At 61.4% G+C, this 20,083-nt stretch carries 20 protein-coding genes and 1 pseudogene; 10 read left to right on the top strand and 11 right to left on the bottom strand.

Features of this window, described 5'->3' with window-relative positions:
* Positions 1-18: 18 nt before the first annotated feature.
* From NL154_RS28070 to NL154_RS28055, 4 genes are all read left to right on the top strand, one after another.
* Positions 19-768, top strand: coding sequence for an acyl-homoserine-lactone synthase (locus NL154_RS28070; protein WP_430960515.1), 750 nt, complete (start codon positions 19-21; stop codon positions 766-768).
* A gap of 19 nt (positions 769-787) precedes the next feature.
* A complete protein-coding gene (locus NL154_RS28065; RefSeq protein ID WP_430960510.1) occupies positions 788-1,120 on the top strand; it encodes a hypothetical protein in 333 nt (110 codons plus the stop codon).
* A 137-nt stretch (positions 1,121-1,257) separates the two neighbouring features.
* Positions 1,258-2,079 (top strand): hypothetical protein, encoded by an 822-nt coding sequence (locus NL154_RS28060; RefSeq protein WP_430960509.1) that lies wholly within the window; start codon positions 1,258-1,260, stop codon positions 2,077-2,079.
* Between the two features lie 62 nt (positions 2,080-2,141).
* Positions 2,142-2,720, top strand: coding sequence for an RES family NAD+ phosphorylase (locus NL154_RS28055; protein ID WP_430960508.1), 579 nt, complete (start codon positions 2,142-2,144; stop codon positions 2,718-2,720).
* A 15-nt stretch (positions 2,721-2,735) separates the two neighbouring features.
* Here NL154_RS28055 and NL154_RS28050 read toward each other — a convergent pair whose 3' ends face one another.
* Genes NL154_RS28050 through traA form a run of 3 tightly spaced genes read right to left on the bottom strand, consistent with a single transcriptional unit; the run spans position 2,736 to position 10,130 of the window.
* Positions 2,736-5,204 (bottom strand): zeta toxin family protein, encoded by a 2,469-nt coding sequence (locus NL154_RS28050; RefSeq protein ID WP_434734547.1) that lies wholly within the window; start codon positions 5,202-5,204, stop codon positions 2,736-2,738.
* A 2-nt stretch (positions 5,205-5,206) separates the two neighbouring features.
* The gene (locus NL154_RS28045; RefSeq protein ID WP_430960506.1) at positions 5,207-5,476 is read right to left on the bottom strand and encodes a hypothetical protein; all 270 of its coding nucleotides are present in this window, start codon (positions 5,474-5,476) and stop codon (positions 5,207-5,209) included.
* A gap of 37 nt (positions 5,477-5,513) precedes the next feature.
* Positions 5,514-10,130, bottom strand: coding sequence for a Ti-type conjugative transfer relaxase TraA (gene traA, locus NL154_RS28040; protein WP_434734546.1), 4,617 nt, complete (start codon positions 10,128-10,130; stop codon positions 5,514-5,516).
* Between the two features lie 222 nt (positions 10,131-10,352).
* Between traA and NL154_RS28035 the strand changes: the two genes are divergently transcribed.
* From NL154_RS28035 to NL154_RS28020, 4 genes are all read left to right on the top strand, one after another.
* Positions 10,353-10,640, top strand: a complete 288-nt coding sequence (locus NL154_RS28035) for a TraC family protein (RefSeq protein WP_430960504.1) — start codon at positions 10,353-10,355, stop codon at positions 10,638-10,640.
* A complete protein-coding gene (locus NL154_RS28030) occupies positions 10,630-10,869 on the top strand; it encodes a conjugal transfer protein TraD (RefSeq protein WP_430960503.1) in 240 nt (79 codons plus the stop codon). Before NL154_RS28035 ends, NL154_RS28030 begins: the two co-directional genes overlap by 11 nt.
* Entirely contained in the window at positions 10,860-12,773 is a 1,914-nt protein-coding gene (gene traG, locus NL154_RS28025) for a Ti-type conjugative transfer system protein TraG (RefSeq protein ID WP_430960502.1), read from the top strand. The genes NL154_RS28030 and traG overlap by 10 nt, the downstream gene beginning before the upstream one ends.
* Before the next feature lie 311 nt (positions 12,774-13,084).
* Complete coding sequence (locus NL154_RS28020) at positions 13,085-13,252, top strand: hypothetical protein (protein ID WP_430960501.1); 168 nt, start codon at positions 13,085-13,087, stop codon at positions 13,250-13,252.
* A gap of 17 nt (positions 13,253-13,269) precedes the next feature.
* Here NL154_RS28020 and NL154_RS28015 read toward each other — a convergent pair whose 3' ends face one another.
* From NL154_RS28015 to NL154_RS28000, 4 genes are all read right to left on the bottom strand, one after another.
* A complete protein-coding gene (locus tag NL154_RS28015) occupies positions 13,270-13,647 on the bottom strand; it encodes a hypothetical protein (protein ID WP_430960500.1) in 378 nt (125 codons plus the stop codon).
* Positions 13,648-13,864: 217 nt separating this feature from the next.
* Positions 13,865-14,023 (bottom strand): hypothetical protein, encoded by a 159-nt coding sequence (locus tag NL154_RS28010; RefSeq protein WP_430960499.1) that lies wholly within the window; start codon positions 14,021-14,023, stop codon positions 13,865-13,867.
* A gap of 379 nt (positions 14,024-14,402) precedes the next feature.
* On the bottom strand, positions 14,403-14,738 hold the full coding sequence (locus NL154_RS28005) for a hypothetical protein (RefSeq protein ID WP_430960498.1): 336 nt from the start codon (positions 14,736-14,738) through the stop codon (positions 14,403-14,405).
* Positions 14,739-14,808: 70 nt separating this feature from the next.
* Positions 14,809-15,132, bottom strand: coding sequence for a DUF736 domain-containing protein (locus NL154_RS28000; RefSeq protein ID WP_430960497.1), 324 nt, complete (start codon positions 15,130-15,132; stop codon positions 14,809-14,811).
* Between the two features lie 643 nt (positions 15,133-15,775).
* On the opposite strand from NL154_RS28000, the gene NL154_RS27995 reads away from it, so the two are divergent.
* Both NL154_RS27995 and NL154_RS27990 read left to right on the top strand, forming a co-directional pair.
* Positions 15,776-16,039, top strand: coding sequence for a WGR domain-containing protein (locus NL154_RS27995; RefSeq protein ID WP_430960496.1), 264 nt, complete (start codon positions 15,776-15,778; stop codon positions 16,037-16,039).
* Positions 16,040-16,120: 81 nt separating this feature from the next.
* Positions 16,121-16,399: an HU family DNA-binding protein gene (locus NL154_RS27990; RefSeq protein WP_430960495.1), complete on the top strand. Its 279-nt coding sequence runs from the start codon at positions 16,121-16,123 to the stop codon at positions 16,397-16,399.
* A 394-nt stretch (positions 16,400-16,793) separates the two neighbouring features.
* On the opposite strand, the pseudogene NL154_RS27985 reads toward NL154_RS27990, so the two are convergent.
* The 4 genes and pseudogenes from NL154_RS27985 to NL154_RS27970 all read right to left on the bottom strand — a co-directional run bounded on the left by NL154_RS27985 (position 16,794) and on the right by NL154_RS27970 (position 20,081).
* Positions 16,794-17,199: pseudogene (locus NL154_RS27985) on the bottom strand (type II toxin-antitoxin system VapC family toxin).
* Positions 17,199-17,435, bottom strand: a complete 237-nt coding sequence (locus tag NL154_RS27980; RefSeq protein ID WP_430960493.1) for an antitoxin — start codon at positions 17,433-17,435, stop codon at positions 17,199-17,201. Before NL154_RS27980 ends, NL154_RS27985 begins: the two are co-directional and overlap by 1 nt.
* 259 nt (positions 17,436-17,694) lie before the next feature.
* On the bottom strand, positions 17,695-18,636 hold the full coding sequence (locus NL154_RS27975; protein WP_430960492.1) for a DUF2493 domain-containing protein: 942 nt from the start codon (positions 18,634-18,636) through the stop codon (positions 17,695-17,697).
* Between the two features lie 383 nt (positions 18,637-19,019).
* Positions 19,020-20,081 (bottom strand): DUF7146 domain-containing protein, encoded by a 1,062-nt coding sequence (locus tag NL154_RS27970; RefSeq protein ID WP_430960491.1) that lies wholly within the window; start codon positions 20,079-20,081, stop codon positions 19,020-19,022.
* Positions 20,082-20,083 lie beyond the last annotated feature (2 nt).

Here is a 20,083-nt window from a genome sequence, read left to right as displayed (position 1 = left end):
CCCTGCACTTTCGATTGCATGTTCTCGCCGACATCCAAATGGAGGCGACCGTATGCACTCGTCCAGGGCCATCAGTACGGCCGATATGAACACTTGCTGGATCAATATTTCCGGTTGAGGAAGACAGTCTTTGCCGATCAGCTGCGCTGGAAGGTCAAGACATCCGGTCCGTATGAACGCGACCGCTATGACGGCCACAATCCGGGTTATCTCATTTGGTGCGATGACGATCGAGACCAGCTCTATGGGGCGGTGCGGCTGATGCCGACCACCGGCCCCACCCTTCTTTACGACGTTTTCCGCTCCACTTTTCCCCATGCCGCCGATCTGATCGCACCCGGCATATGGGAGGGCACGCTCATGTGTGTCGACGAGGAGGCGCTTGCCCGCGATTTTCCTGACATGCGGTGCGAGCGAGCGCTTTGCCTCCTTCTGCTGGCGCTCTGTGAGGTGGCGCTCGACAACGGTATCCACACGATGATTTCGAACTACGAACCGTATATGCGGCGCATCTATGAAAGAGCCGGCGCCGCGTTCGACGAGCTCGGGCGGTCAGATGGCTTCGGTAAGCGCCCCGTCTGCTGCGGTGCTTTCGAGGTGTCAGGCCGAGTGTTGTCGAACATGCGTGCGAGAATGCAAATCGCAGTGCCTCTTTACCAACACCGGATAACGCCACGGGCTTTCCGCCCTACTTGCGCGCCCCCGCCTGAACCACGACGACAGACCTGCTGCTCGAAGCCACCAAGTGGTGAGCCTCTCCGGAGATAGCCAATTGTATCGACACGCCATGGAAGCCTTCGTCGCAACCGACGATGCACCAAAGATCAGGTCAGACATCCTCACATATATGATCGAGAGATTTCAGTTAGTCGGCCCGCGCCTGAGCGGCGAGCATCTTGACTTCGACGCCGGCCGGGCGATGATGGAGCCTATTAGCGACGGTTTAATGTTCTGGGTCGGCGCAAGTGACTTCTCTGCTTGCTGCGGCATCCGCGCTCTGATCGAGATGAGTACGCGGATGGTTGCACCCACCTTAGATCTCGACACCTGGTATTTCGCGGAAGGCACCCCATTCGAGACCGTGCGACGCTCTCTTCAAGGACCACGTGCGAGACCATAGTTGAAGTCCGCCGATCGCATCGCTCCCATGGAATGCCGGTTGCCAACCAGCCGCAAACCATACACGAAGATATTGAATTCGACTTCACGTGACATAAGTGATATAGGGTATTTGCTCACTTATCTCACGAGGCGGCCATGAATGAAGCCCTGTTTTCTGACGTCGTAATGATTGACCGGCCCAAGACCGTAGCCTCGTCAAATGCGCCGACGCTGAGCCGTCGCAAAAGGGGCGGTGCGGTCGCTGTAACATTGGGCGACCAGCCTGCGCTTCATGACAGGTTCATGAACGCCTTCCTGCAAACGCTTGTCAAACTCAATGTGGCGCCAGGTGGTAAAGGCGACGCCGAGCTTGCACGGCTTGCCAGTGCCATGGCCGACATTGCGACCGGCGATTCAGTGATACTCAAGCTCAAGCCCGATCTACCCAAGAACTATCGGACCACGGTCGAGACATTTCTGAAGACATTGGTCCGTGTCAGCGGCTCTTTGGAAGAAAGCCGGCTGGAAGAGGCCATCAACAAGCTTGCCGATGTCATCCTGCCTGATGAACTTGGGGAGGCGCGCGGCGCGCTTGCCAAGGATAACCTCGAGCTTCGCGACCGGTTCATCCGGGAGATCGCGCAGTTGACCAGTGCCGAGGTCGCAAGCCTGGCAGGATCCTCCGCTAAGAATCCTTATGCAACCGCCGCACGCTGGAAAAAGGCGGGTGACATCTTTTCGGTTCAGCATCGTGGCACGGAATATTTCCCCGCCTTCCAGTTCAGTGATGGCCGCCCGCGTCCGGCGATTAAAGCGGCACTTGCGACGCTGCCTCAATCCTTCTCCGCCTGGCAACGGGCCTTCTGGTTTGTATCTGCCAACGGCTGGCTTGATGACAAGACACCGGTCGACATGCTTGATCATCCGGATGAAGTTGTTTCTGCAGCCGAGCATGAACGCCAAGAGGTCGTCGGTTGATATCTCGAGCCGTGCCGGGCCCACCTTCGCCTTTTCCGAACATCAACAGGCGGACGCTCAAGGTGGGGACAAAGCTTCATCGCAACCACCTTTCCTCGTTTGGCGCAGCACAATTCAATCCCTGCATGGGGCAACGAACGCGTTTTGCACCATTCAACGACGGTGCCGGGAACTGCGTGCCGACGCTCTATGCCGCAACAAGCAGAGAGGCTGCGGCCTTCGAGTCGATCTTTCACGACATAGAACCCACCTCCGCATTCAAAACTGTTCGCCTCGCCACCGTCGAACAGCGGACGATCAGCATCATTGTCCCTAAACGGAATCTGGTGTTGGCAAGCCTTTTTGCGCCCGACTTGAAGGCATGGGGCATTAGCCGCTCAGACCTGATCGAAACGTCGAAGTCTACCTATGCTGACACCGGTTCATGGGCGCAGGCAATTCACGGTGCGTCGCCGGATGTCGACGGCCTGATCTGGACCTCCCGTCAATGTGATCCCGATCAATGTATCGTTCTTTTCGAGGATCGTATCGCAGAGGACGAGTTCGAGATCAGGGATTCCTTGCCAGTCGCTTCGAATGCGGGCCTCCTTCTCGAGCTCCGCGACTATGGACTGCGTGCCGGCATTACGATCATCTCGTAGAAATTCTCAGAGGCCTCAGCGCCTCACCAAAGTGACAGCCTCCGTCCGCGCTCGTTCCCGGACACGCGCCGTCATGTCCTGCTGCACGCTACGTACCTGGGACACAATCGTTTTCACCTTCGTTGCCTGCTGCTCATCAATTCCGTGGGTCTTGGCGAACCTTGAGAGGTCGCCGGCTGTCAACTGAGCAAGGTCCGCCGGCGATAGTCTTTTCGTCACCGCCAGGGACAGACGTTCAAATTCGCGTCTGAGAGCCTCATCACTTTGGAAGGATCGAAACCGCTCCTCACCTTCCGATGACAGGACCCCAGAAAGTTTGCTGGACGGGAACGGAATTTCCACACGCTGACGGGCCTGTTCCTCACGGCGCTGTGTGACGACCTGATGCCGCTCGAAGTCGACCGTCAACCCATAGTCGGCCAACGCCGCTGCGAGCTTCTGCACATGCGCTTCGGCCGTCAGGCGCTCGAGGGTTGGGCCGCGCAACAAGGTCCGCCCCTCCCCGGCCATCTCGCCGCGCCGGCCCGCCCGCACGTCGTCGCCGGCAGCAGCGCCGGTTCGCGCATCCGTAATCGCCTCCACCGAAGCGGCCTGGCTGTTGCCGAAGACCAGCCGCGACAGGTGTTCGATCTCCGTCCGCTTGTCGGCGAGTCGTGTCGATTGCTGCAGACGCGCGCCGATTTCGCTTTCGCTGAGGTCCGGAATATCCCGCGCCGGAACAAGCGGCGGCGGTGAAACCACTGCATGCTCGACGTGACACTCCGTCTCTATCCGCAGCATTCGCTCGTTCCCGGCGATGCCTTGCGCAAAGACGTCCGCGGCGCGCCGCTTAGCGGGTTCCAGACTGTCATGTCGTGCAGTCTCAGAGAGCACGGCCTCCATCATGGCCTTGGCGCGGGCGCGATTGTCCAGCTCGGCCGAGCGGAGGCGAAGGACATCCCGCATCGCGCGCAAGGGCTCTCCGTTCACATCAACAATCGAGGTTGCAATCGCCGCCCTTTCGGTGAGCATCAGATTGCGCTCGAGCCGGCGCCGGGTTTGAGCGATCGCAAGCGCATATCCCGGCTCGATAATCCGCGACAGCGCCTCATCGGCAGATACACCACGCACCACGGCGTTTGCCGCCCCGGCGAGGGCTTTTCGCATGCCGGCGGCCTCCGCCCAGGAATCGGCCACATTGGCGAGACGCGACATGCGGTCCGTCGGACTGAACACCTCGCGGTCAATCGCCACCCGATTGAGTTCCAGGCCGAACATGTCGGTCAGCCGCCGTCGTGTCCCGTCCGGCATTTCCACGGCGAGGTCCGCCGGCAGGCGATGCGCCGCGGGGAATTCGAGCGACCCGCGCTTGTCCTGTGCAAAGGCCCGCGTTGCGACGATCTTGCTCTCGTCCGGCAGCAGGCCAAGATCGCGTGCCACCTCGACCAGCTTCAAAGCCATGTAGCTCTGCGTGAGGCGTCCGACGGCATGAGCCTCGACATTGCCGATCGGACGGCGCTCGGCGTCGCGGATCGCATTGTGGTAGAGCTCGACGAACAGGCGATGACCGTCGTTGGGTTCCTGCAGGATTGTCCCGCCACGTACTTTGCTTTGGGCGCCCTCCGTTTCCCGGCGTTGCGCCAAGAGATGAGCAACATCTTCTTGTGCACGGATTTCCACTGCTGCGATCCGCTCCCTTGAAGCACTCCGCTCTTCCATCCGGGCGAGCACATGGTGCCAATCGTCCGCGAAGCGTTGCAACTCTCCAGGTGTCATTGGCCGTGACTGCTCGCGCTCCAATGCCAGCCGGCCACTGGGGCGATGCGTCCATTGATCGTCGGGGCGCTCATTGTCGTAGATGACGGAGCCGCCACGTGTGCGCAATTGCACGCGGTCGACCAAATGCTCGCTTTCGATCTTGTCTAGACTGACGCGAAGACCGTCGATGGCGGCATCATGAACGTGCTGCGGGGGGATCCGTGCCGCCAGCCCGGCATGCAGCATTTCCTCGAAGCGGTAATGATTTGCCTGCCAACTGACGCGGGGATTGACGGCGACAGCACGCACCTCGACCGCGTAGCCGGCATGCCGCGCCACTTCAATCACCCGGGCGACATTTTCCGGCGTGCGCATCGTGGTCTCGAAGACGATGTTGACCTGCCGTTCAGCCGCAACCGACAGCAGCTTCTCGGTCCAGCGTCCGGCATCTCCTTGTGTGAATTGGGACGCGGTCTCCGGATCCTGACGCTGGAAGGCAAGGAATTGCGGATGATAGGATCTGAGGTCGTCGCCGACGATGCGAATGGTCGGTCCTGATTGCGCAAGTTCGTGATGGCTCGCGGTTAGAACCGTCGTCTTGCCGGCGCCAGGTTGGCCGCCGATCAGGATCAGGCGCGGCTGCTCCGATCGTCCCATCCTTTCCGGCAGATAATCACGCAAAATGTCTCTCTGAAAAATCTTCTCGTTTCTCTCGGGCGAGAGCAACCCGACCACGTCCTCCGCCATGATCAGAACTCCGCCCAGAAGCGGGTCTCGTCCTGGACGCGCGGCCCCCAGAGGGCGATGACATGTTCCACCGCGTCAGGATGTTCGGGCCCGAGACTTTCCTGGAGGTCGAGGAGGTCGCGGCGACGGTCGCGCAACCGGTCGGCGGCGGCCGGATCCTGTTCATCGAGCGTATAGGCGCGTGCCGTGACGATGGCGCGCGCCTGATTGAGAATCCTGATGGCGATATCGGTGCGGATGGTTGCTTCGTAAGGCATGTCCTGACCTGCCATGTGCTTTTCCTTTCCCTTCTCTGATGTCTCTAAAGTGCTATCGACTGAGGCCGCGCGCGCGATCGATGGTGCGCTGCCGGCGTTCGGAGAGAACCTGTTCGCTGCCCTGATGTCGAACCGTCTGTTGCAGGACCTTCATCTTTTCCTGCATTGCCTCGAAGGCGCGCCGCTGGGCCGGCGCCACGCGATTGATGACGTCCTTTTCGCCGCGCAGAATGGCTTTGGGGCCGAAACGCTCGTCGAGCGCCCGGCTGACCGTGGCGAACTCGCGGGCGATGGCCGGACCGAGCGAACCGGCGGCGATGTCGAGCTTGCTGCCCTTTTTGCTCATTTCGGCCGTCAGCCGATTGAGGACATTTTCGGCCGCCATTGACAATCCGGGAATGGCGACAGCCATGCGCCGGCGCTCTTCGATAATGCCTCGTGTTTCGGCATCAAGCGCACTGGCGTAGGACGCAGCGAGCGAACGGATGCGGCTTGCTGTTTCCGGCACGGCGAGAAGGGCTTCCTTTCGCTCGCGGCCGGGGGCAAGCAGTTTGTCCACCAGCCGGCCGGACCCTCTGAGCGCTCCGTAGGCGGAGGGATCATTGTTGACGGCCGCCGCAATGCGATCGCCAGCAAAACCCTTAACGAGGAGCGCCTCAATCTTTTCGACGCCGCCGGCGGGATCGCGCCAGACGCGCTTCGCGTTCTCGGTGAGAGCCGCGCGATGATGACGATAGTGCGCGGCTGCTGTCGCGCGTGACCGCGCCTCTTCTTCCACCGGTGTTTTGAACTCGGTCACGGCGGCGAGCATTGGCAAGACAGTCACCGTCTCCGGAGCGGCCGCGACGCTTGCGCCGGCAACGATTTTTGAGTGATCCTGTTTCTCAGCGAGATGCTGTTCCTCGGCAAAGCGCCGGATGACGGCGAAGAGACGGGTAAGCCTGTCGCGACGCTCGGGAGAAAGAACGTTGGGCATGCGCTCAGTGATGTTGCGCTCGGCGACTGCGTCTGCCTTGGCAGTAAAGGCGCTCCAGCCGAACCGTGCCGTCAATGCGTCGTTGACGGCCTTGACCTCCTGGACAAGCGCTCGGTCCTCACCTGCATAGGCGAAGGCAGTCTTGTAGGCGCCCTCGCCGCCTCGTCCGCGGATCGTCTCGATTTCCACGAGGCGCGCCATCGCCGGTTTCGAAAGCGCCGGGATCGACAGCGCCATGTATTCCCGGCGCGTCCGCTCGCGCTCGATGAACTGGCCTGCGGTCCGGCGGAACTCGGTCGCATGCGCCCGAGCCAGCGGCAGCAAGTCCTTGATCGCCGCCGTCGCGGCGGCACGCTCATCGCGTGCTGCCCGACCGTCAACCATGAGATTGGACCCGTGCAGGCGGCCGAGCCGCTCTGGCTTGACGCCAAGATCGTCGACAAGCTTGCGGGGTTCGATCATCGTATCCGACACCAGTGTGTTCAGGCGGACAAGTGCTGCTTCCGGATCGCGATAGATCTTTTTGAGCACCGGCCGCAGGATGGCGTCCCGCTCTTTCCAACGCGGCGAGGCGAGTTGCGCCCGGCGCGCATCCTCATTGACGCTGCGGGCGAATATGGTGCTGGGCGGAATCAGATGTTTCCCGGTCGCCGGGATGTCCGATGCGAGGGACACGCGCAGTTCCTCGGTATAAGCCGTGCGCCGTTCGTGCGCGATCGCAAAGCCGAGCGCCACGCTTGCACGCTCCCAGAGCTTTGCGACCTGCTCCCTCTTTTCCGCGATCCACGCCAGTTGCCGGGAAACACCCTCTTCCATTCCGGCCGCGAGCCCGGCGAGCGTGTCGATGCCGCGCCGCCGTGCGAAGTCCTGGCGCAGCGTGCGATAACCTTCCTCGCTTTCGAAATCGAGCGTCGTTGTCTTGGCGCCGGACCTACCAAGGCGCTCGACAAGCTCACCGAACAGCTCTGGCCGATGATTTTCCCGCTCGATCCGCTCCACGCGAGCCTCGGCGGACTCAATCAGCTTAGCGGTCCAGACGTTGCGATCGACCTCGCGTTCCTCAAAGAGCTTCTCGCCCGTGTTTTCATCGAAGACCGGGATCGTCACCTTGACTTTCTCGACACCGTCCTTCCGTAGCGTGACGGTATCGCCCTCCGAGACGCCCGCCTCCTCGAGCGCCTTGGGCAGGCTGACGCCCCAGAGACGATGAACGGTTCCGTCATTTGTCCTGACATCGGCAAAGGGATTTTCCGAATCCTCGTCTTCAGGTCGAAATCTCGCGAAGCCGGTTGCGACGAGTTCACCGGTGACGCCGGCGGCATGATCGACACGTGGCTTATGTCCCCATTCCGGCTTCGCCGCAAAATCCTCGCTCGCCGCATAGAGGTCGGCGCGGTCGCGATGGCGGGTCATCGCCACATAGGTCAGATGCTGGTCCATCATCCCGGTGGCAAGGATGAAGGTCCGGTCGACGGTCGCGCCTTGAGATTTGTGGATCGTTGCGGCATAGCCATGGTCGATATTGCGATAACTGTCTTCGCTCAGAACAACGTCGCGGCCATTGTCGAGGCGAACCGTCAGCAGCGTGTCGCCTCGCTTGTCACCGGTCGAAACGACCGTGCCGAGCATACCGTTCTTGACATACTGCGGCCCGTGGCAGCGCGCACTCGGTTCGAGGAAACGGGCATTTTCCAGGAAGATGATCCGGTCTCCGGCGGCGAACTCGCGAAGCCCGCGTGCCGTCTGGTATTCGCGCGCGTCGGTCAGTGCGCTCTCCTCCATCATCACCTTGCGCAGGGATTGATTGAGACGCTTCACATCCTCATTGGTGTGCGCCAGCACAAGCAGTTCGTCGCCACGAAGCCGAGGCGCAGTCCCCCCGTCGGTGATTTTCTGGAGCAGGTCACGACGTGCTTCCGTCCAATCGGCAACGATGCGACCGATGATTTCGTCGCGCCTTTCTGCCTCGGTAATGTGGCCGCGCTGCGCATAAGCATCGAGGCCCTGTTCGACCTTGCCGCGGGCGAAAAGACGGGATGCGTCGCGCGCCCACTCATCGCGCTGGCGGCGCACGCCGGCAAGCTCGGCAAAACCGACACGCTCGGAAATCGCCCGGAAGGCAGCACCCGCCTGGATCGGCTGCAGTTGCATCGCGTCGCCGACCAGCACGGCTTTCGCGCCTGCATCTTCGACGGTCTTGAGGACTCGCGCCATCTGCCCAGACGACACCATACCGGCCTCGTCGATGACAAGCACGTCCCCGCGATGGAGCAATTCCCGGCCGCCGGCCCAGGCGAGCTCCCAGGAGGCGAGCGTGCGCGACCTGATGCCGGAACTGTCTTCAAGCCCTTCCGCGGCCTTGCCGGCGAGAGCTGCGCCGAACACCCGGCGGCTTTCGATTTCCCATGCGACGCGGGCGGCTGCCAGCAGCGTCGACTTGCCGGCACCGGCGAGACCGACGACGGCGGCAATGCCGTTGTCACCGGTGACGTGGCGGACAGCGTCCACCTGTTCGGCATCAAGCTTGAAGGCTTTTTCCGGATTGGCCGTCTCGATGCTGGCGACGGCGGCCGCGACGTGCCTCGGCGAAACACCAAAGCCTTTCTGCTTGGCGAGATGTTCTGCCGACTGCGCCATGTCATATTCGATGCGCAGGATGTCTCGCGTTGTGAAGATCGCCGGTTCGGAGACCCTAACGGACTGCCCGTCAACCTGCTGCGGCCGCAAGAGCACAAGATCGTCCGAGGCCATGAGGCGCGCGCGGATATTGGCGAAGTCCGTGGGATCGTCGACATAGCGATGCAGCGCCTTGGCGATGTCACGCTCGTTGAACGTGGAGCGTTCGTTCGCGAGCTGTTTCAAGAGCAGCTCAGGTTCGGCAAGCAGCCGGTCCGCCATTTCCTGCCGCAGCGCAAGATCCGCCGGCGCGAAATACATCTCGACGCCCTTTCGCGCGAGCGCCGCCTTTTCCGGGCCGAGGTGCTTTTGCGCGATGCCGTCCAGACCCTGTTCGGCGTAGGAGCGGCCGTCGAGGCGGACCTCATGACCGGCCAGTGCGAGATGCCGGTTCGCGGTTTCCGCCCAGGCAATCTTCCACGATTTCATCGTTTCCTTGTCACCGGCCCAGAGCATGTAGACGATCTTGCCCTTCGGCCGGTCCGGTGTGACGACGCGCAACGGCGTGCCGTCCTCTGCCGTGACCGCGACCTTCTTCGGCCCGAACCCGTCCTCGGTCAGAGGTCGGAGCGTCGTCATAAGATGAATGTGCGGATTGCCGTCTTTGTCGTGATAGACCCAGTCGGCAACCATTCCGCTGGACGTCAGGTTGTCCCGGACGAATTCGCGAACCAAGGCGATGTTTTCGGCCCGGGTCAGTTCCTCCGGCAGGGCAACGATCAGTTCCCGCGCCAGCTGTGCGTCGGCTCTTTTCTCAAACGCGTCGACCGCGTTCCAGAGCGCCTCGCTCGCCTTGACAGCTGATTGGCCGTCGAGCGCCGCCTTCAGCCAGGCCGGAACGTCCTCCGGTAATGCGAGCTCTTGATGCATCAATTCGGCGGCTCCGCCGCGATAGCTGAAGGACGTGCCGGCCTGTTCGTCCATCATTCGGGCGCGATGGCGATAGGCGGCGGCCGAGACGATACTGCGCCCCGCCCCTCTGCTGATCACCTGCGCTCTGACGAACATGATCGCCAATACCGTCTCCTGGCCTTCCAAGCACGTCGCGCCAGCGACGTATATTGCGCCCTCAAACCGATCGGACCGAAGGGCCAATGCCGTCTTTCCGGAACACGGCATTGGCCGGACTGCTGGCTGCGATGTTTTCGGCGATGCAAAATAGCCTATTTTACTAAAGTAATCTAGCTAGTATAACCACTGTCGTTCACATTGCTTCGACACAGGAAGGAAACCCGGAGAATGGCTCAGAAATCTTCGATCACCGATCTCGACGCCCAGATCGAAAAACTGCGCGAACGCAGGAAGCTGCTCGTCGTCAGATCGGCGGAGCGATTTGCCCGCGCCGCGACGAAATATGGACTGGCGGAAATGGAAATCCCCGACGATGAACTTGACCGCATCTTCGAAGAGGTGGCGGCGCGATTTCGCCAAAGCGAAAAGAAGGCGACTGCTGCCGCTTCTCCTCAAGCGCGTCGACCAGCAAATAGTGGGGCTGGAGCGGCGGCGGAGGTTTCTCATGACAGCTGATCGCAAGCGCGCGGCGCGGGAGAAATTCCTGCTAGGCGGCATCGTCGTCAGGGCGGGCCTTTCGTCGTCCGATCGGGCTTTCCTGCTTGGCGGGCTCATCGAGCTGACGAGAGTGGAGGCAGGTTCGCCGGAATACCGGCGCCTGCGCGACATAGGCGAAAAGGCATTCAGAACCTCCCCTCAATCGGAACAGATCACGCCCGTCGAGGAGATGCTGGAATGGCGTTGAAGTCGAAACTCCATCCCAGCCTGCTGCTCATTCTTGTGCCGGTCGCTGTCACTGTGTTTGCCGTCTATATCGTCGCCTGGCGGTGGCACGGTCTTGCCGCCGGACTGTCCGGAAAAGCCGAATACTGGCTTTTGCGGGCCGCACCTTTACCGGCATTGCTGTTCGGGCCGCTCTCAGGGCTGTTGACCGTATGGGCCCTGCCTATGCATCGCCGGCGGCCGATCGCCATCGCCAGCCTCGCGTGCTTTCTGTCGGTCGCCGGCTACTATGCGCTGCGCGAGTTCGGCCGGTTGGCGCCGTTCGTTGAGAGCGGCACGGTCACCTGGGAACGGGCTCTTTCCTTTCTCGACATGGTCGCCGTCCTCGGAACGGTCACAGCCTTCATGGCAGTCGCGGTCGCCGCGCGTATCTCGACGGTCGTCCCTGAGCCGGTGAAGCGTGCCAGGCACGGGACCTTCGGAGACGCGGACTGGCTCCCGATGTCGGCGGCGGCAAGAGTGTTTCCGCCGAACGGCGAAATCGTCGTCGGCGAGCGTTATCGCGTCGACAGGGAAATCGTCCACGAGCTGCCCTTCGATCCGAACGATTCGGCAACTTGGGGTCAAGGCGGCAAGGCGCCGCTGCTCACCTACAAACAGGACTTCGATTCGACCCATATGCTCTTCTTCGCCGGGTCGGGCGGATACAAGACAACCAGCAATGTGGTGCCGACGGCGCTCAGATATACCGGGCCGCTGATCTGCCTCGATCCGTCTACCGAAGTCGCGCCGATGGTGGTCGAACACCGGACGGTTGGGCTTGACCGAGAGGTCATGGTGCTCGACCCCACCAATCCCGTCATGGGCTTCAACGTCCTGGACGGGATCGAGAGGTCAAAGCAAAAGGAGGAGGATATCGTCGGCATCGCGCACATGCTGCTGTCGGAGAGCCTGCGCTTTGAAAGTTCGACCGGGTCTTATTTCCAGAACCAGGCGCACAATCTCTTGACCGGCTTGCTGGCGCACGTGATGCTCTCTCCCGAATACGAAGGACGGCGAACCTTGCGCAGTCTCAGGCAGATCGTTTCCGAGCCGGAGCCCTCGGTGCTGGCAATGTTACGCGACATTCAGGAGCACTCGCAATCGGCCTTCATCCGCGAAACGCTCGGCGTCTTCACCAACATGACCGAGCAGACCTTCAGCGGTGTCTATTCGACCGCATCGAAAGACACGCAATGGCTGTCGCTCGACAGTTATGCCGCGCTCGTCTGTGGCAATGCCTTCAAGTCGAGCGACATCGTTACGGGCAAGAAGGACGTCTTTCTGAACATCCCGGCATCGATCCTGCGCTCCTATCCGGGGATCGGCCGGGTGATCATTGGCTCGCTGATCAACGCCATGGTGCAGGCCGATGGCGGCTTCAAGCGCCGGGCGCTGTTCATGCTCGATGAGGTCGACCTGCTCGGCTATATGCGGGTGCTCGAGGAGGCGCGCGATCGCGGTCGCAAGTATGGGATCAGCATGATGCTGATGTATCAATCGGTCGGACAACTGGAACGGCATTTTGGCAAGGACGGCGCGACGTCGTGGATCGACGGCTGCGCCTTTGCATCCTACGCGGCAATCAAGGCACTCGACACCGCGCGCAATGTCTCGGCCCAATGCGGCGAGATGACGGTCGAGGTGAAGGGCAGTTCAAAAAATCTCGGCTGGGATTCCAAAAGCGGCGGAACCCGAAAATCCGAAAGCCTCAATTTCCAGCGCCGGCCGCTGATCATGCCGCACGAGATCACCCAGTCGATGCGCAAGGACGAGCAGATCATCATCGTCCAGGGCCAAGCGCCGCTGCGTTGCGGGCGGGCGATCTACTTTAGGCGCAAGGACATGCACGCGGCGGCCAAGCGCAACCGCTTCGTGACGAACTGACGATAACACCAAGTGAGGACCATACGGTCAAGACAATGTACGGTGAACTGGTCGATGTGGAACAGGGGCAAAGCCGCGTTGCTGAGGCGCCCAGCGGGATCGGTTCGTTCGGCATGGGGCAATGTATCTCCGCAGCCGTTCTCAATCATAGTCAGAGCAGAGCCTGGCTTTGCCATGGCTTGGTCCGTGAATCCCGAGAGACTGGACGATATGCTGGCTGAAGCTCGGCGAGCGTCTGCTGGGGAGACGATATCACGCTCTGGCTCGTCGGCGCCTGCAAGACATTTTGTGTGGCGCCCGAGATTGTCGATATGACTCGCGCGGATCGGACGCTTGCCGAAGAGCAGGCCTCGAATGCGTTTGCCGCTTCGATGGTCCGCACCCGATTTTCCGACGACCCAACTGTCATGTCGATCGACGTCGAATTTGCCTATGACGGCAAGCAATGGATTGAAGAAATCTCGCAGCATTCGTGGTAGCGCCAGTCGGCGGATTTCTAACGTTGACGCCGATATCGCTTGAACGGATCTTCAGCACCAGGCGGCGTCAACCAATCGACGAACATTGTATAGCCAAGGGCAAAGGCGACAAACCCGATCGCCATCAGGCCGATCAGCCAAAACGGCATGCCCGCCGCTGCCTGCGGATGGGCAAGGACGACGATCGATATCGGCAGCATGACGATTGCCGCCAGAACCAGCATCCCGGTGAACGGCCGAAACGCGCACAGGAGATAGAAGGCGACATACCAGATGCAGTAGAGGACGATGTGGCCGACGGCTTTAAGTACAAAAGGCAAAGCAAGCAAGCGCCAATAGGGAGCCTTCCGAACGGGGTCGGAATGATCGGTTGCGGCGTGAGGATTGATTGCCATGAATGGACATCCCGTCTCGGCGTGCGGCGCCCGACGAAGGCGCTCGCTCCTGGATCTGTTGGACAACAGCGGGAAATCCGGCTGTTGCCATAAACTGGCGCTTTTGCACGAGTCTAATTGTGATCGAGCCATAGCGCAACTGCCCGGACGCGGTGCAAGCGCGAGGGGAGGGTCGATCCGGCCTCTCGCGCTCCAAAGCCGAGCGAAAGAAGCTGCCTCACGGCAGCTGCTCCCGGGCATATTCCTCGAGCTCGGCCTTGAGCGCCTCAAGCTCAGCCTCGATCATGCGGCGCTCTTCCAGGGTCGCCGCCTCTTTGGCCTCGGCCCGCAGTTCCTCGATGGTGCATTCAAGGGTGAAATAGTAGCTGTTCGTCATCGTCGTCATCCTTGTAGACGTGAAAGATGCCGCCGACGGTCATGAGGCAAGGAAGGGGTCAAGGCTCGCGGAACGCGACCGGCGGAGCCGGACGAGCGGAGGAACCGATTTTTCTGGAGCGGAGTGCAACGCAGCGGAGGAAAAATTGCGAGGGGCCGCTCGGGCCTTGAGGCCTTCCTTGCCTCATGACAGACTTGGACAGTCTGAGCAGAAAACCAACCTCTCGTGTGGCACCAAAAAGCGAGCGGCAGCGAAGTTGCCGCCTCTGAGAGCAGCCCCGGAAGGCAGGCTTGGCGAGAAGGAGCCGACGAAATTCTGGAACAAATAGACTCGCCCGTGGCCGTCATCGGCTAACTGCAGCTCAGACGTAACCGCCAGATCAGGTCGGGGCGGTTTTGTGGCTCAACAGCGCTTCAAGGAGAGGGTCGGGATGAGAGCGCCATCCTTCGCGGGCGAGATCGTTGGCGAGAGACCTGACAGTATCGGTGGCCATCGGGATGAAGTCGTAGCCCTGAGCAAGTGCCGCGGTGCGCAGAGCGGAAAGCGTTTCGTAGGCACGTAAATCGGTTCCAAGCCAGAGGGCGAGATCCTCGCCCTCTGCGTCGGGGAATGCCTGCAGGAAGAAGGTCTGCAGTGGACGGTCGTAGCCGATAACGGCATCCGCATCGGTTGTTTGGCTGGCAAGGTGGGCGACGGTGATCGTGTAACGGCTCATGCGAAGGTCCTTTTCGTAGCGGCGTCGTGTCCGGGATGGGACCGGCCCCTTGAGGGGCCGGTCGCCGGCTTCAGGCCGGGTTATTCCAGAGGATGACCTTGCGGTTCGGTTCTCCGCCGGGCGCGGGGGCGAGGTTTCCGAAAATGACGCCGATCTCAGGGGCCTCAAGCTTGACCGAGAGGTATTCCTCGCCGGTCTGGCGGGCGACGCGGTTCCACCCGGCGCCGATCTCGAAACCGGTCTTGCGGTGGATGATGCGGTAGTCAGGTGCTTCCTCGCTTGCCTTGTGGGCGTTCGGGACGATGGCGATCGGGGCGTTGACCCGGATGGTTGCGAAGATGCCTTCGAGGCTGCCGTCAGTCTTTTGCGTGAGGGTTGCGATCGTGGTGGCCATGGTAGTTACTCCTTCGGTTGCTCGGGACCATTCCCGATGGCGCCCGAAGAAGGGGCCGCGCCGCAGGCGTCACCGGAGCGAAGCGCCGGGGAACCCCCTTGCGGGGTTGACGCTGGTTGCGGCCGGTCCCTTAGAAAGGCGACATAGAGAACGGGAATGGCCCCGAAGCGCGATCGAAGGGTAATCCCGCCATGGCTATCCGATTGCGCCGAGCTAGGTCTAACGGCATGAACGAATACCGAGGCCATCAGGACCGCCCCGCCCCTCGCCCTCCCCGCAGCTGACAAGCGAACCGAGCGCTGACTTCAAAGCCTCCTCGGGAAAAGTCGAGATCGCCGTCGCGCCACACCCGCCAACAATTGCCTGAGGCTTTGACCGGTCAACGCAGTAGGCACGGTGGTGCAACATGTCTGCATGATCGCAGCGCGCCGGTGGCGCAAATACCTGCGGGCATCTCTGACAGCAACAAGTCCATCGGCACCGCCGCCGACAACCGCGGGCACGATCTGGCATCTTGCAGCAATCGGCCCTCACGCTCCGGCCGCTCGATCCGATCGATCTATCAACGCCGTGAATCGGTGCGGGTTGATCGATTCAAAACAGTCGTTGGACAGGACGGGCGTATGCCACGATTCTTCGAGACATGGCTCTCTATCCGTTCAAACTCTACTATCAGCGCATCGACGCCACACGTAACATGGCGCGCTACTATATGCTGGCGATCGAGACGACGTTGTTCGGCGAGACGGCTGTCGTGCGGTCATGGGGGCGGATCGGAAAACGCGGCGGCATCAAATGCGAGGTCTTTCCGACGGAGCGGGACGCGGCACGCCACTTCCTGGAATTGGCGCGGCGGAAACGCCAGAAGGGCTACATTCCCGTCGGAAACTGTGGAAATGCCACATGAGCCGGTCAGGGCGACCGGCCCGGAAGGTGACATCGACCGTACTTCGGTGAAATGGTCATGCTTTTAGAGAGGGGACTGATCATGACCACAACCAATGAAATCGCCGACAAGATTGCCGCCGACCATCAGTTGACCAAAGCGCAGAGCAAGGCAATCGTCGAATCCGTATTCCGGGAGATCACAACGGCCGCGACCACAGGCGCTGAAACGTCGATCCCGGGATTTGGCAAGTTTAAGCCGAAAGACACGCCTGAGCGGGAAGCACGCAATCCCGCGACTGGCGCCACGATCAAGGTTGCCGCGGCAAGAAAGCTCGCGTTCACGCCCGCCAAAGCGCTGAAGGATGCATTGAATAAATAGCAGCACAGGCGCGCCTTGCCTTTTCAGGAAGCGGTCGATTGGCGACGAGAGACTGTTCACAAGCCTCCAATGATCGCTTCCGTCTGCTTTGAATTTCTTCACGTCAACTGTCATAGTGAGGACGACAATTGACGCGAGGGAGGCATCTGTGGCAGCCACCGCGAACACGGTTTTGGAAGAAGCAACCAACGGCAGTGTTCAGAAGTCGAGACCCTGCTCGGCGGTTCGCGGACTTTGGCGCGTCGACTGACCAGTGCACTTGATGTACACGAATTGACGGCTTACATGGACCGTGGCAGGTTTCAGGAGACCGGTCTTCGGAGACTGTCTGTTACCATCCGTGAAATACATACGCAGTTAAAGCAGCATGAGCTGAAGCGCCTTGGATCTGCACCTAATGGGACTGCAGCCAATTCTCAACCCGGAGTTCTGGATAAGATAAGAAGTTGCGCTCATTGTAGGTGACAAGAGCGTCGTTCAGAGCCAATGCATGAGCGGCGATCGGTTTATCGAGGTGATCCTTCTTTCGATCACGCGTTGCTTCGCGAACGGGTCCGTAGGCACGAGCCGCATCCGCGTCAAACGGCGCGACCGGAATCGCCTCGACAAGAAATTCAAGGTTGGTCCGTTCCAGCTCGGGATTTGCGGAAACGGCGACACCGTACTCCAGTTCGGCGAAGGTGATGGCGGAGATGAGGACATCACCGACTTTGCATTCAGCGAACCGCCGGGCGACTTCCGGCGGCTGATGCTTCATTAGATATGATGCACATGCTGGTATCGAGCATGTAAAGCGCCATCAGATGGCATCCCGCTCCATCTGCTCCTGCTCGCCACGACCTTCTGCCATGAAGGATGGGCAGAAACGCGCAAAACGGTCCAGAACACTCGCAAGCGAAGGCCGCAACGGCCGAATGCGCAACTCTTCGCCCACCCGCTCGATCTCGACTTTGATGTCATTCTGGCCATAAGCAAGATCGGCCGGAATGCGCACGGCCTGGGAATTGCCGTTTTTGAATACCTTTGTCGTATGCATAACCGCCTCCAGACGCCCACGTCACGCTGTACATCCTAGGTGTGTACACAGAGGATCGAGAGAGATATTTCAAGGGTAGGTCATTTCGCCGTTTGCCTCACCTGCGGATTAGGACTTGAAGCGGCTCGATGTCATCGAGCGAAACGCGGGCCTGGACGGCATTGGGCGGTTGCAATAGCAGACAAGGTCAAGGTGTATCTCGTTTTACCGATCGGAAATATCGCCATGCGGGACTGCCGCATGGCGTTGCGATCATCCATCAGGCGCTCTCTGCGCTCGCCTGCCAGACGGGGATGCCGAGGCGGCGGGCCTTGTCGGCGAGATTGCCAGTAATGCCGGAGCCCGGGAAGATGATGACGCCTGCGGGCATCACCGACAACATCTCGTCGTTTCGACGAAAAGGAGCTGCCTTGGCGTGCTTTGCCCAGTTCGGCTTGAAGGCGATCTGCGTCACTTTGCGGCTTTCGGCCCAGCAGGCGGCGATGCGCTCGGCGCCTTTCGGAGAGCCGCCGTGCAGGAGAACCATGTCGGGATGCTTGGCATGGGCAAGGTCGAGTTTACCCCAGATCCGCTCATGATCGTTGTAGTCCATGCCGCCGGAAAAGGCGATCTTGGTACCGGCCGGCATCAGCACCTCGGTCTCGGCGCGACGGCGGGCCGACAGGAAGTCTTTCGAGTCGATCATCGCCGCGGTCATGTTGGCGTGGCTGACCTTGGAGCCGGTGCGCGGCCGCCAGGCCGAGCCCGTCTCGGCTTCGAACAGATCAGCCGCATAGTCGCGCATGAATTCGAAAGCGTTGCGGCGCTCAAGAAGGGTGATGCCCTCGGCGATGTGGCGCTCCAGCTCGACGCTTTTCACCTCCGAGCCGTCCTGTTCGCTCTGCCCGGTTCGTTGCGCATCTTCGTTGCGCTGCAGTTCGCGCTGGATGCGTTCGCCGGCACGGTGGAAAAGATTGACGGTCGACCAGTAAAGGTCTTCGAGATCGGGTTCCAGCCGCGTGTCGCCGAGCATCTCCGTGAGCGCGTCGAAGATCGCGGTCAGCGCGGAGCGGACGACCGGTTCCTCCGGTAGGGGCCGCGGATCCGGCTCGTCCTGGAAGGGGCGATAGCCATGGATCTGCATCTCGTAGATGAATTGGTCGGTCGGGGAGGATGCGTGGTGAGGCTCGAAGGCGTCGTCAATGGGAAGTGTGCGGTTCATGATGGTCTCCGTCGGTTTCGGCCGCGCCTCTCGCGGCCTGACGGCGATCCCAGTTCACGCGGCAGACGGGCCGGAACCGCGAGCAAAGCGAGCGGCCCAGCGAAGCGCCGGGCGGCGGAGGGAAGGTTTCCTGGCCCGCGAGGAGCGCCGGCCCGGCATCGGCCCGGAAGCGGTCCCGCTTTCCGGATCAGCCGATGCGCGAAAAATGCGCCGGCGCGGGGAAGAAACCTGACCGACCCGCTGAAGGCCTGGACGCCGCATGATAAGGGTCGCCTCTCGCCAGGCCCGCAGGCGCGCGCATAGCCGGATTGCGGCCCTTCCGGACCGGCACTGTCCATCAAGGCGCAGTGCCGCGCCCGCCATGTGCCTCCGCGGCTGCCGCGTCATACGGACAGAAGAGTCTGCGCATCCTCCGGTGCGAGCTGGTCGCGGAGATTTGCCATGAGCCGGTGTGGCCCGAGCCGTCGCAGGTCCTCGTTGAAGTCGCCGAGTTCGGGGTTAAGCACCAGCGGCAGGATGCCGAGCGCCTGCGCCCGGCGGCTCAACCCTTCGATGCCGTGCCGGCCGGCGGCATCGGCGTCAGCGGCGAGGTATAGGCGCAGACACCCTGCCGGCGGCCGGAAGGCGGCGAGGTGATTGGCCGTCAGCGCCGAAACCATCGGCATGGCGGGCATCACATGAGACAGCGACAATATGCTTTCGAGCCCCTCACCCGCGATCATGACCGGCACAAGGTCCTTGGCGGGAAAGCCGAACCGCACTGCATTGCCGAGCAGCGTACCCAGCGCACGGCGGGGTGTGTCGACCGGCGCCTTGCCAACGCCGCCCGGCTCCGATCCGGAGCACGCAAGGTATGTGCGATGCACGCCCGTGATAGCACCGGATTGATCGGTCACAGCAGCGATCAGGGCCGGATAGCGGCTGGTCCCGCCGCTTGCGAGATCGCGGTAGTAGCAGGATGGGTGAAACCGCAGCGCCGGATGCAAGGCCGCCCGCAGGATGCCGCGCTGGCGCAGGTAGCCGTCGGCGAGCGTGCCGGCAAGCGGTTCGGTTATTCGAAACAGCCGTCGTGCCCGTTCGCCAGCCGGTCGGTCGATCGACGCAGTTGGAGCGTCACCGCTTTGCGACAATCCCGGTTCAGCACGGGCTGGATCACGGGGCTCGTTCAGGAAACGCCGCGCCTCATCGGCGACGTCACGGAAGTCGACAAGCCCACAGGCCTCCCGTACGAGATCGAGCAAATCGCCATATTGGCCGGAGGCGGCATCGGTCCAGCGACCCGCACGATCACCTTTAAGCCGAACATAGAGCGAACGACCCTTGTTGTTGGCGACATCGCCGACGATCCAGTAATTGCCGGCCCGGTGGCCGGCGGAGAGATAATAGCGGCAGACAGCCTCCGCGTCGCGCGCGAGACGATCCGCCAGTTGCGAGGCGGATAACATCA

It is taken from the genome of Rhizobium sp. YTUHZ044 (assembly GCF_051123975.1).
Lineage (GTDB): Bacteria > Pseudomonadota > Alphaproteobacteria > Rhizobiales > Rhizobiaceae > Rhizobium.
Note: the sequence above shows the minus strand (reverse complement) of the source record. Positions and strands in the feature narration are given on the sequence as shown.

Bases quoted from the DNA above. Each gene is read 5' to 3' on its own strand.
- NL154_RS28070 (WP_430960515.1), top strand. From the start codon at position 19: ATGTTCTCGCCGACATCCAAATGGAGGCGACCGTATGCACTCGTCCAG.
- NL154_RS28065 (WP_430960510.1), top strand. From the start codon at position 788: ATGGAAGCCTTCGTCGCAACCGACGATGCACCAAAGATCAGGTCAGAC.
- NL154_RS28060 (WP_430960509.1), top strand. From the start codon at position 1,258: ATGAATGAAGCCCTGTTTTCTGACGTCGTAATGATTGACCGGCCCAAG.
- NL154_RS28050 (WP_434734547.1), bottom strand. From the start codon at position 5,204: ATGGCGGAGGACGTGGTCGGGTTGCTCTCGCCCGAGAGAAACGAGAAG.
- NL154_RS28045 (WP_430960506.1), bottom strand. From the start codon at position 5,476: ATGGCAGGTCAGGACATGCCTTACGAAGCAACCATCCGCACCGATATC.
- NL154_RS28035 (WP_430960504.1), top strand. From the start codon at position 10,353: ATGGCTCAGAAATCTTCGATCACCGATCTCGACGCCCAGATCGAAAAA.
- NL154_RS28030 (WP_430960503.1), top strand. From the start codon at position 10,630: ATGACAGCTGATCGCAAGCGCGCGGCGCGGGAGAAATTCCTGCTAGGC.
- traG (WP_430960502.1), top strand. From the start codon at position 10,860: ATGGCGTTGAAGTCGAAACTCCATCCCAGCCTGCTGCTCATTCTTGTG.
- NL154_RS28020 (WP_430960501.1), top strand. From the start codon at position 13,085: ATGACTCGCGCGGATCGGACGCTTGCCGAAGAGCAGGCCTCGAATGCG.
- NL154_RS28015 (WP_430960500.1), bottom strand. From the start codon at position 13,647: ATGGCAATCAATCCTCACGCCGCAACCGATCATTCCGACCCCGTTCGG.
- NL154_RS28010 (WP_430960499.1), bottom strand. From the start codon at position 14,023: ATGACGAACAGCTACTATTTCACCCTTGAATGCACCATCGAGGAACTG.
- NL154_RS28005 (WP_430960498.1), bottom strand. From the start codon at position 14,738: ATGAGCCGTTACACGATCACCGTCGCCCACCTTGCCAGCCAAACAACC.
- NL154_RS28000 (WP_430960497.1), bottom strand. From the start codon at position 15,132: ATGGCCACCACGATCGCAACCCTCACGCAAAAGACTGACGGCAGCCTC.
- NL154_RS27995 (WP_430960496.1), top strand. From the start codon at position 15,776: ATGGCTCTCTATCCGTTCAAACTCTACTATCAGCGCATCGACGCCACA.
- NL154_RS27990 (WP_430960495.1), top strand. From the start codon at position 16,121: ATGACCACAACCAATGAAATCGCCGACAAGATTGCCGCCGACCATCAG.
- NL154_RS27980 (WP_430960493.1), bottom strand. From the start codon at position 17,435: ATGCATACGACAAAGGTATTCAAAAACGGCAATTCCCAGGCCGTGCGC.
- NL154_RS27975 (WP_430960492.1), bottom strand. From the start codon at position 18,636: ATGAACCGCACACTTCCCATTGACGACGCCTTCGAGCCTCACCACGCA.
- NL154_RS27970 (WP_430960491.1), bottom strand. From the start codon at position 20,081: ATGTTATCCGCCTCGCAACTGGCGGATCGTCTCGCGCGCGACGCGGAG.